Raw genomic sequence first — 11636 nt, 5'->3', positions numbered from 1 at the left:
TTTATGCGGGCAAGATGCCCGCACCACAAGAGTTTTATGATTAATGTCTGTACTTTATAAGATCGGAAAATGCTGTATTGAGTGAGGTACACTTTATGCGGGCAAGATGCCCGCACCACAAGAGTTTTATGATTAATGTCTGTACTTTATAAGATCGGAAAATGCTGTATTGAGTGAGGTAGAATTTATGCGGGCAAGATGCCCGCACCACAAGAGTTTTATGATTAATATCTGTACTTCATAATATCGGAAAATGCTGTATTATATTTACGATATATTTACGAGGTTTATAGTCAGTCCTTTAGCTCTGATGATGTTTCTGTAGGATCTACAAAAATTGGCGCAGTTGTGTTGGTGTTAATTTGATTGAATGCCAGGAACGAGACTTGAACTCGTGACACGAGGATTTTCAGTCCTCTGCTCTACCAACTGAGCTATCCCGGCGTGGGCTTTATTACTGACCACGTTTACTAACTTTAGCATAGGGAAAAAGATTAGTCAAGGGGTTTTACAAAAAAATTTTTAACTGCTTTTGATTGTCAATTTAACCCAGGTAAACACAACCACAAATAAGAGAAACTGCACAAAGACAATACTCGGTCCAGAAGCCAGATTAAACAAGCCAGAAACCATCATTCCCGCGATACTACTGCTAGAGCCGACAACCACCGATAGAATCAGAAAACGGCTGAAATGGTGACTCATGAGTTTGGCTGTAGCCGCGGGAATCACTAAAAACGCATTCACGAGCAGAACACCAACAGCTTTAATCGCTACGGCTACGGCAAGGGAAAGTAAAATAACGAATCCATAACGATAAATTTGCACAGGTACTCCTTGTACTTGGGCAACATCGGGATTGAGAGTTAATAATATTTGTTGTTGTAGCGTTGATAATAGAAAAACACTACTAGAGACGAGTACCAGCAGCGTTAAAATTAAATCTGTGTGATCTATGGCTAAAATATCGCCAAATAAGACACCCATTAAGTTACCGCGATATCCTCTAATAAAACTGGTGAGGATGACACCGATCGCTAATGCTCCAGATAGGACTATACTGAGAACACTATCACTGGCTAAATCTGTTTTGTCAATCAAATAAAGAACAAAAACCCCGAAAATTAAAGTAAAGGGTAGTAACATCCAAGTAGGATTAGTATTGAGTAACACGCCTAATGCTACACCTACTAAGGCTGCATGACCAACAGCATGACTAAAAAAAGACAATTGACGTAAAGTCACAAAACTACCTAATAAACCGCCCAATATTCCCATTAATACAGCACCAATAATGGCACGCTGCATAAAAGGAAATTGCAATAAATTCACGAAATCATGATAATTACCCATTACCCATTACCCATTACCTATTACCTATTACCTATTACCCATTACCCATTACCCATTACCCATTACCTCACTTAATGATGATGTTCATAACGACTAAAACCTGGACCATAGGTAGCTAAGAGATTTTGCGGAGAAAGGGCTATTTCTGGTTTACCAGAACAAACAAGAGTTTGATTCAGACAGATGACGCGATCGCAATGACGGCTTACCATATCAATATCATGGGAAACTTGCAACACTGTCCAATTTTCTTCTCGTTTTAATTCATTTAATAACGCATAAAAATCTGTTGTCCCTTGAACATCTACCCCTGCAAAAGCTTCATCTAATACTAACAGTTTGCGCGGACTTACTAAACAATAGGCCAATAATACTCGTTTAAGTTGACCACCGCTAAGTGTTCCAATAGCTTGATTGCGTAAGCGATAGGCATCAGTACGATGTAAAGCTGCTGTAACTGCTGCTAATGTTTCTCGCTTTGTTTGCCAAAATGAGAAAGATGAAAAAAATGAGTTTTTTCTGTCACCTATTCCCAAAGCTACTAATTCACTAACGGAAATGGGAAAACTGCGATCAAAAATAAAGTTTTGTGGCATATAACCCAAAAAATTACGCAAATTTCCTAATCTAGAAATTGGCCGACCGAAAACTTCAATTGTCCCTGCACTTCTGGGAATTAAATCTAAAATAGCTTTGATTAAAGTGCTTTTTCCTGCACCATTTGGACCAACTATAGCTGTATCTGTTCCTGGTAATAATTCAAAAGAAACATCTCGCACAGCTAGATATTTACCTTGGTAGACTGTTAAACCGGAAACTTTTAATATTGGTAATGTAATTTCTGTTTGTTTGTTGATCATGTCAGTTAGGATTTGATTTATTCATGGGTTTAGCATTACTAAAACCCTCAGAGGATGTTTGAGAAGTATTTTCTAAAACCCCAAAAGCCTTAATACTTAACCCCCTAAGAGGAGAGGGTTTTATTTATAAATTTTATGGCTTTTCCAACAACCTCTAATGATTAGATAATCATTACTTGCACCCAGAAGCTAAACTTTGCAAATTAGTTTTCATAGCTTTAAAATAATAATCTGGATTGGTATCACCAGTTTCTAAAGAATCTAATGTCCTCACAGTTAACTGCAAATCTTGGGAAATACTTGTCAGTAATTTGTTATCTAAACCGGGTTCACTAAATAAGGCTTTAGTTTTGTATTTTTTAACTGTATTCACTACTTTTTGGACATCTGTGGGTGAAAGTTGCTTTTCGGGAATTTCTACTACTGCTACTTGTTTCAGGTTATAGCGTTTCGCAAGGTAGGGAAAAGCATCATGAAAAGTTATAAAAGTGCAGTTTGGTGTTTTTTTCAGAGTCTGTTGAAATTCATTATTTAAACTATCTAGTTTCTGGATATATGTCGCTGCATTAGTTTGGTAATTGGCTTTATTCCCTGGATCTGCCATAATTAAACCATCTCGAATATTGATGATTTGCTGTTTTGCTAAAACTGGATCTAACCAAATATGGGGATTTCCAAATCTGTGTTCATGATCATGATCATCTTCTCCTCCCACTGTCTTATCTATCGGGGAAATTTTATTAATAGGTTCAATACCTTTACTCACATCAATTTCTACTAATTGGGAATTTCCGGCATTTTTAATTGTATCAGACAGAAATTCTTCCAACCCTAAACCATTTTTTATCACTACATTGGCTGTAGCGATCGCTTTTACATTTCCTGGTGTTCCTTGATATTCGTGTACTTCCGTACCAGGTTGGACTAGAATATCTACTTCTGCTACATCTCCAGTTACCGCTTTAGTAAATAAATAAACAGGTAAGAATGTTGTAACTACTTTAGTCTTTGGTAGTTTTTGTGCTGGTGTTGCTTCTTCATTAACAATTTTACTACTATTAGTAGTATTGCATCCATAAATTGCTGATAACATTACCAACGCAATTATGGGTAAGAAATTTCTTTTTCTGATATTTGCTGCGACTTGTCTAGGACTCTTCATAGTTTATGGTTGATCATAAAACTTCATTGGCATTGTATCTTATAATGAGATTCATTCTCACAAAATTGATAAGTAACTAGTAAAAAACATGATTATCGTATCAAGAATTACAAACTTTTTTGGCATTTGAGGTAATACTGCTGTGTAGTCGGATTTTAATTTTCCCATTTCATAAAGATTTCTTAACTTTCCTGGGTTAGAAAATCTACATGGAACTGTTAAATGTTAGTATATTGACAAGAATTATTGATAGCTATGCTACTTTTAGATCAGGTATAGCATCATCTACTGCAAAAACGGGTGTGAAGAAAAATGCAAAAGTTCTCAACATATTTACTAGCTAGTTCCGCTGTCATCAGTGCTATACTATGCTTAAGTTCTGGGGCATGGGCTGAGGAAATACCAGCAAATAATCAACTCCAGGCTGATACTAATTCCCAACAATTGAATAAAAACAATCAACAAGAGGTGATGTCACAAGTTACCTCCGTATCTCAATTATCCGATGTGCAACCTAATGATTGGGCGTTTCAAGCGTTACAATCATTAGTAGAACGCTACGGATGTGCCGCAGGTTATCCTAATAATACCTACCGTGGTAATAGAGCGTTATCACGATATGAGTTTGCAGCAGGTTTAAATGCTTGTTTAGATCGAGTAAATGAACTAATTGCCACTGCTACCAGTGATTTAGTATCAAAGCAAGATTTAGCAACAATCCAAAAGTTACAAAGGGACTTTTCCTCAGAACTGGCCACCTTAAAAGGGCGTGTAGACACTGTAGAAGCGAAAACCACTGAATTGGAAGCTAATCAATTTTCAACTACCACCAAGCTACAGGGACAGGTTGTAGCAGTTGTTAGTGATGTTGTCTCCGGTAAAAAGGTTAATGGTGCGGATATTCCTGATAAAAATACCACTTTAGGGGCCAGAACCAGACTGGATTTTGTCAGCAGCTTTACAGGACAAGATACACTGCTGACGAGGTTAGAAAGCAATAATATCAAGAGTCCCGATATTCAGACTCCAGAAGGAAACTTGTTTTTTGCTAGTGGTAGTCCCAGTAATAATTTTGGACTAGCAACTTTATCCTATACCTTTCCTCTTGGCAAAAATACACAAGCAAAACTCATTGCTACTGGAGGGGCAGCAGATGATCTTACCAATACAGTTAACCTTTTTGATGGTGATGCTTCTTTTGGGGCTTTGTCAACTTTTGGCACAAGAAACGCAATTTATGGTCAACTAAGTGGTACAGGACTAGGAATTAATCATCAGTTTGGTAAGAAATTAGCCCTCAGTTTAGGCTATTTGACTCCTAATGCTAATCAACCCACCCCTGAAAATGGTTTGTTTAATGGTCCCTACGGTGCTTTAGCCCAGTTAACTGTAAAGCCCAGTAGTCGTACTGCTCTTGGTTTGACTTATATCAATTCCTATAACCAACCACTCGTTACAGGTAGTAATAACGCGACCTCTGACTTTGGTGGCGAAAAATTTTCCAGTAATTCCTATGGTGTACAAACATCTTTAGGTATTGGCAATAAACTTGTTGTCGGTGGTTGGGCTGGATATACCAATAGTCAAGTCTTGACAGGTACTAAGGGAAAGGCGGAAATTTGGAACTATGCTGTTACTTTAGGCTTACCAGATTTGGGTAAAAAAGGTAACTTGGCTGGTGTTATAGTTGGTATGGAACCAAAGGTGACAAATTCTACTGCTACTGCTGCTGGAGTAACAAAAGACCCAAATACCTCTTATCATATTGAAGGATTTTATCAATATAAAGTTAGCGACAATATCACCATTACTCCTGCTGTAATTTGGTTAACAGCCCCAGATCACAATAAGGATAAGGATAATGATAGTGTGGTCATTGGTGCTTTAAGAACTACTTTCAGTTTCTAAGCTTCCACGTCAACAAAAAGACCAGCCCTCCCACAGGCTGGTCTGCAAAAAAAACGTTGTTCGTGTTGTCTTCTTAGTAGAGTCAAAACCAAATTGCGCGTTCCTAAAACTCAACGGGCAACTTTTCTTAACAAGATTGTAACAGCCAGTACAAATTTTTGATGAAAATATCTGAAAAAATATCTGTCTGTGGGTGAATAGACTTTCTATTTGCGGAAAGAAGAGGAGGTTAATAACCTGCTAATAACTAACCACTGACTAATACTTGCGGTTTTCCCCAAATAATTGTTTCGTGTTTATAAACTACCAGTCCTGGTTTAGTTCCTTTGGGTTTGTAGACGTGCTTGGGTTGGGTGTACACTACTGGTACTTGGTCACTTTGACGGGCTCGGCTGAAGTAAGCGGCTAAGTTGGCGGTAAATTGTAAATCAGCTTCTTCGGCAATTGTACCCGGTTCTAGACGCAAAAGCACATGACTACCCGGAATTTCTTGGGCGTGAAACCATAAATCATAGTCTCCAGCGACACGGAATGTCAATTGGTCATTTTGAACGTTATTCCGACCAATAAGGATTTCAAAGCCACTGGGACTGCGGTAACGATGAAAATTAGTACCGGGGGTGTCGTTGCTGTTACGGCTGCGGTATTCTAGGTCTTCTAAGTATTTTTGTTCAATTAGTTCGTCGCGGATTTCTTCTAACGCCTGTAAATCTTCTGGGTTCTGGTAGTTATCTATCTGAGAAATTGCGGCTTCTACTTGTTCTAAATAATCAATTTCTGTTTGCACTGCAAATAACAGCGGTTCGACAGCCCCACGGGCGCGTTTTAACTTCTGATGCTGTTTGTAAAGTTTTTGGGCATTTTGAACAGCGTTCTTATCTGGTAAAAGAGCAATTAGTATAGGCTTTTCTGTTTCAAAGTCTGGTAAGATTATATTCTGCATTCCTGGTTGCCATTGATGCAGGTTTGCCATTAATAAATCGGCTTTTTGCCGATATTCTTCCGCTTGGTCTGATTGTTGCAAGCGATCGCTAAAAGTCTGTGCTTTAATACGTAATTTGGCTAGAATATGCGCTAATTTCTGAACTAACTGATGTCGCAGTTGCACAAATAACTGTTGATTCAGATGATCAGAATAATAACGGTAAAGTAACTCTTGAATACTCTTTGTGGGTTTGACTGCACCCCAACCCATAACTGTATACCCGGTTTTTGTCCAAGCCGGTTTAAATTGCCCTGATTCTAAAGCTTGTAACCATTCTTGCCAACATTCAAATAAATTTTGCCAATCTTTAGGGGTTAATACGTCGGTATTTTTATCAGGTAAAATCTGAGCATTTAGTAACATTGTCTCTAATAAAGCCGAACTTAAACCACTATAACTTTTAAGTAATTGGCGCTTAATTTCCCCTGGTACTAAACTTACCCGTTCTTGCCAGCGTTCTAGAGATTCGGTTAAGTTGGGGGTTTTTCCCGTCAATTTTGGCGGTTTTTCGTAATTTTGTCCCGTTTGAATGGGACGCACACTAGATTGTTGTTGACTAACTTGATGGGCAGCAGTGATAATTTCGTTACTAGCATCAGTTAAAATTACATTGCTATACTTACCCATAATTTCAGCATAGAGGTGATAAAGCGCACTTTCTCCTGGACGAGGGGCAAATTGTAAATCAATTACCCTCTCCCACGGAGAAATAGCCTCAATTGCCACTAAGGCCAACCCACCTAATTGATGTCTTAGCTGCTGACTAAATGTAAAAGTATCTGGATGTCGTGGTGGTGGTTCGCTAATACAAATATGAGCGGCTTGGGGATGCCAAGAAATATCTAACCAACCCCGATGTTTTAAGGTTCGTAAAGCGATCGCAATGGTAAAGCGATCGCGCTGATATACTTGTTCTGTGCGTGCAGGTAGCCAGTTAGTGCGAATTTCGCTACAAGCAGCGGTTAAAGCTGTAAAATCAAGGGGTTGCAAAACAATTAATCTCTTTTATAATTTAGGTTGGTTAGGTTGGTTAATTTTAAGAGCTAATTATACTAATTATATAGATCATTCACCATTTTATCTAATTCTCTATAAATTGAACTAATATTTGTGATTGTATCACATATTTCCGTTTTTAACCGAGTGCATTCAGCAAATATTTTCTGAATATCTACATCTGTTTTAGGTATTTTACCTTCTTGGATTAAATTAGTCCAAGTTAAACCCCGTTTTTCATACTGTTGTAGATAAATTTGCAGGAATTGTAAAACAATTGTACTTTCCGAAAAGATTAACTCTTGACGACCATTAAAAATTTTATCATCTTTGATTTTAATTTTAGTGATTGGTTGATCACGTGATCCAATAATTTCAAATCTGTGTGGTTCAGCGTTTAAAAAATTCCAACAAGGTAAATTGAGATTTTCAAAAACTTGTAAAAAATTCACTTCAACTATGGGTTTATTATCACTATAATCAAACTTAATTTTATGTCCTAATTGTGTTAATTCATATAACTGCCAATTCCATGTTATTAAATTATTGACACCATTAATAAATGGTTGTTGTGCTGTTAAAGAAATATTTTTAATAGGAAATTCCTTTAAATCATCAGGATATATTCTACTCTTAGCTATTTGAGTTTCACTATTAACAGTCATAATATTTTCATCACGGTTATTCAATAGTAAAAAGCGTTTCCCAAAACTAGAAGCAAGAATAGCAGCAATATATCTTAAATCAAATTTTTTGGCTATTTCTAGTTTTTCTTCTGCATATTGATAAATTTGTAATTTCTTACCTTTTCCATCTCCCAGAAGTTTTTGACGTTTTTTAGAAAGTTCATACATTTGTCTTTTTTCTTTCTCTAAACGTTTAACTTTATAAACATCATCCCATCTGACACAAATTCTCACACTATCAGGAACATAAAACCCATCTCCTGCTATTATTCCTCGATCATAGGTAGGAAATGAAGTCATCCCAAACAGGATTTTAGGATAATTATATAATTCAGGAATTGTTGCTCTACGAATTTGTCCAGGAACTCTTTCCGTATCCCATTCCAAGTAACGAATATTATCAATTGCTAGTTCTCTAATAATATTTTCTCCATCAATATATTTTTTAGAATGAATCTTATCTAGTTGTGAACTTAAAAGAACATCTTTTTTAAATGCTCCTTTAACTTTTGTTTCATCAGCATTTAAAACCATTCCTACAGTGCAATAACAAATATCTTCTAAATAAGTAACGTCTGCAAAATTATCATTAACTACAAACTGTCTAAAAACCTTACCTTTATATTCATATTGATTCAAAGGATCAATTTCTTGAATTTCTGTAAATAACCCATTGTGGAGAAATCTTTTTACTTGATAATTATTTTCTGGAACAATATTTTCTAAAATAAAAATAGTATTGTTAACAACAGCATCAGAGAAAATTTTCACATTATTAAAAAAATCTACTTGTTTAATAGTCAGATTTTCAGCAATATATTCTCGGAGTAATTCCGCATAATTATTAGTTTGAATACCCCTAGAAACAATTAAGCCAATTTTACCTAAATCCTTAGTAGCTTGACAAGCAAGTTCCACAAATGGCACAAACAGATCCCATTTTTCATGAAGTGTGGTAAATCTTCCAGAATTTTCAATTTCTCGACGATAAATATCTGCTCCAGGTTCATCAGCTTTTACATAAGGAGGGTTGCCCACGACAAAATCAAAACCATCAATAAATTTACCCGTTTTAGTTTTAATTTGGGCAACAGTAGAAAGTTCTAAATCTAAAATAGGATTAAGTAAAGGAGTTCTAATTTCTTGTGATTTTGGTAATAACAAAGAATCCGTATTATATACATTAAATCTATCTATGGTACATTCTTGTAACTTACCTGCTTCCTTCGCTTGTTGGAGTAAATCAACCACTTGAATTAATAAATTAGTTTCAGCTAAATAACAAGCAAAAGGATTAATATCTAAACAAAATAAACAATCTTTCACTTGTTGAATAATCGCAGGAACATATTCCACAGGAATAGTATTAGTTTTCCGAGAACGATAGGAATTAATTAAACGACGTGCAGCATGAACTAAAAAACTACCAGAACCTCCTGCGGGGTCTAATAATTTTTGATCACGAATATCAGGATTATCGGATTTATACCCAATAGCATCTAAAATATATTCTACAACTTCTTTAGGTGTAAAATATCTACCTTGTTCATGTTTTCCTTCTTCTACATATCTACCATAAACCATCCCAATAATATCGCTATCAATTTCTTGTAAATTAAAGCGATTAAGAATATGTAAAACCTTAATTAAAGTATTAGAATTAATGCGATACCAATTAAATAAATCCGCACTATTGAAGAAATGAGCATAGATATTTTGAGCAGAACGATAGGACATTTCTAAAAGATAATCCATAGACATTCCTTGCGCTAGATCTAAATATCTTGGTTCGACTTCTTCCTTCCAATATTTAAACCCTCCATTGGAAAATTTACGATTAATTAATTTTTTATCTTCACAAATTCTTACCATTAAAAGACGAATGACATAAACATAAGCAGTTTGTCTAGCAAATTCAGTTTTTAATTTATCTTCATTTGCACCTTGTAAAATGGTTTTACTAACTAAATTACGCCAAGATATAAAATATTGATGGGTTTTAATTGCGGTATCATAAGTTAAATTTTGCTTTGCTTGCCAGTCTTTCCAATCAAATACAATTCTTTCATATTCTCGTAATAATTCAATTAATTTTGGATCAAGTTTAGTAATTTTCTTTTCTTCTGTGACTTTAATTCCTAGTTCTTGTTTTTTGGTTTCTGAAATCGTAGGAATTAAATCTAATTGTACTCCTTTTATACCTTCTATATTTTTAGGAGAATTTTGATTTTTCTGTGCTATTTTTTTAGCTTGAGCATTGATTAATTTATTTAAAAATATTTGTTCTAATTCTTGAATTGAACCTTGAGATTTATCGGCAAATTCAAGCAATTTTTCTACAATTTCGGAAAATTCCTCAACTTCTAATACTCCATAAGCACGTAAATAATTTAAAATCTGATTTCTCAGACGATCTAAAATTTTAGTTGCTGTCTCTTGATAATTTTGTTCAGTTGCATGAATATTAGGCAAATATTTATTTTGACAATATTGATCATATTCTTCTAGTAATAATTGTAATTGATATAAAACATCTTCTTCTAACAGGAGAATTGCGGCTTTAATATCTAAAATTAGTAATTCATCAAAATTAGGAGTATTAACCTGAGATTTGGCATTATTTAACCATTCATTCTCTGGTTTACCAATATCTTGAATTAAACTTTCAATATTTTCAAAATTGAGTTTATTAAATCGTCTATATAAAGTTTTTAAATCTTGAATTTGGGCATTATTTAAGCCAGAAATACCACCATGATCATGATAAGTTTGGACAATTTGCTCAAGATCCAAATGTAAAACCGGACTGGGAGAATTAGGCTCAGAAATATCCCAACCTAATAATAATTTACCATTACAAAGTAATCCTAAATCATAACCGCGACTGGGTGCATAACTTATTAGTTGTTGTAAAGGTTCAGATTTTTGAATATTATAGGCAGTATGTTTATCTTCTACTAAAAAACAGCGAATATTACCACTTGCTAATTTAATTTGAAAATCTGGACGACTGCTATCTTTGCCATTGGTTGTGGTATTTTTAGCGATATCTCCTGAATCAAAACCTAAAGCAAGCAGCAATGGTAAAACTATTTTAGTATCAACAATATTATCTTCATCATTAGTTTGGGGTTCGGCAATATATTCTAAATAAGTTTTGCCTTCATAAAAGTTCTGATTATTGAAAATATTGAAAAATTCACTTTGAAATTGATTTAATGTAGACACATTTAATTTCCCTTTTGATTTATTTTTGGCTAAAATAACTGATTACATAGCAATCCTATATAATAAATATATATATTACACTATATATTACACCTTGTGCGGGCAAGATGCCCGCACCACAAGAGTTTTATCATTAATATCTGTACTTTGTGAATATCGAAAACTGCGCAATTCTATATAATATATATACTACACTATATATTACACCTTGTGCGGGCAAGATGCCCGCACCACAAGAGTTTTATCATTAATATCTGTACTTTGTGAATATCGGGAACTGCGCAATTCTATATAATAAATATATATACTACACTATATATTACACCTTGTGCAGGCAAGATGCCTGCACCACAAGAGTTTTATCATTAATATCTGTACTTTGTGAATATCGAAAACTGCGCAATTCTATATAATATATATATTACACTATATATTACACCTTGTGCGGGCAAGATGCC

At 34.9% G+C, this 11636-nt stretch carries 6 protein-coding genes and 1 tRNA gene; 1 reads left to right on the top strand and 6 read right to left on the bottom strand.

Annotated elements, in window-relative coordinates:
• Window positions 1-371 precede the first annotated feature (371 nt).
• The 4 genes from H6F39_RS19310 to H6F39_RS19295 form a co-directional block, all read right to left on the bottom strand.
• Window positions 372-444: transfer RNA gene (locus H6F39_RS19310), tRNA-Phe, on the bottom strand.
• 78 nt (window positions 445-522) lie between these two features.
• Window positions 523-1353: a metal ABC transporter permease gene (locus tag H6F39_RS19305; protein ID WP_137909466.1), complete on the bottom strand. Its 831-nt coding sequence runs from the start codon at window positions 1351-1353 to the stop codon at window positions 523-525.
• Between the two features lie 71 nt (window positions 1354-1424).
• Window positions 1425-2213 carry a metal ABC transporter ATP-binding protein gene (locus H6F39_RS19300; protein WP_199290997.1) on the bottom strand — a complete coding sequence of 263 codons (789 nt, stop codon included), beginning with the start codon at window positions 2211-2213 and terminating at the stop codon, window positions 1425-1427.
• Between the two features lie 172 nt (window positions 2214-2385).
• The gene (locus H6F39_RS19295; protein ID WP_190397243.1) at window positions 2386-3375 is read right to left on the bottom strand and encodes a metal ABC transporter solute-binding protein, Zn/Mn family; all 990 of its coding nucleotides are present in this window, start codon (window positions 3373-3375) and stop codon (window positions 2386-2388) included.
• A 312-nt stretch (window positions 3376-3687) separates the two neighbouring features.
• Between H6F39_RS19295 and H6F39_RS19290 the strand changes: the two genes are divergently transcribed.
• Window positions 3688-5283, top strand: a complete 1596-nt coding sequence (locus H6F39_RS19290) for an iron uptake porin (RefSeq protein WP_190397242.1) — start codon at window positions 3688-3690, stop codon at window positions 5281-5283.
• A 247-nt stretch (window positions 5284-5530) separates the two neighbouring features.
• On the opposite strand, the gene H6F39_RS19285 is transcribed toward H6F39_RS19290, so the two are convergent.
• Together H6F39_RS19285 and H6F39_RS21250 are read right to left on the bottom strand one after the other, a co-directional pair.
• Window positions 5531-7258 (bottom strand): NFACT family protein, encoded by a 1728-nt coding sequence (locus tag H6F39_RS19285; RefSeq protein WP_190397241.1) that lies wholly within the window; start codon window positions 7256-7258, stop codon window positions 5531-5533.
• A gap of 62 nt (window positions 7259-7320) precedes the next feature.
• Window positions 7321-11178, bottom strand: a complete 3858-nt coding sequence (locus tag H6F39_RS21250) for an N-6 DNA methylase (RefSeq protein ID WP_190397240.1) — start codon at window positions 11176-11178, stop codon at window positions 7321-7323.
• Window positions 11179-11636 lie beyond the last annotated feature (458 nt).

The organism is Dolichospermum sp. FACHB-1250, assembly GCF_014696335.1.
GTDB lineage: Bacteria > Cyanobacteriota > Cyanobacteriia > Cyanobacteriales > Nostocaceae > Dolichospermum > Dolichospermum planctonicum.
The sequence above is the reverse complement of the archived record's forward strand: the minus strand, read 5'-3'. Positions and strand labels throughout refer to the sequence as shown.

What these genes read in the sequence shown, in the direction of transcription:
- H6F39_RS19305 (WP_137909466.1), bottom strand. Translation starts at nt 1,353, where the DNA reads ATGGGTAATTATCATGATTTCGTGAATTTATTGCAATTTCCTTTTATG.
- H6F39_RS19300 (WP_199290997.1), bottom strand. Translation starts at nt 2,213, where the DNA reads ATGATCAACAAACAAACAGAAATTACATTACCAATATTAAAAGTTTCC.
- H6F39_RS19295 (WP_190397243.1), bottom strand. Translation starts at nt 3,375, where the DNA reads ATGAAGAGTCCTAGACAAGTCGCAGCAAATATCAGAAAAAGAAATTTC.
- H6F39_RS19290 (WP_190397242.1), top strand. Translation starts at nt 3,688, where the DNA reads ATGCAAAAGTTCTCAACATATTTACTAGCTAGTTCCGCTGTCATCAGT.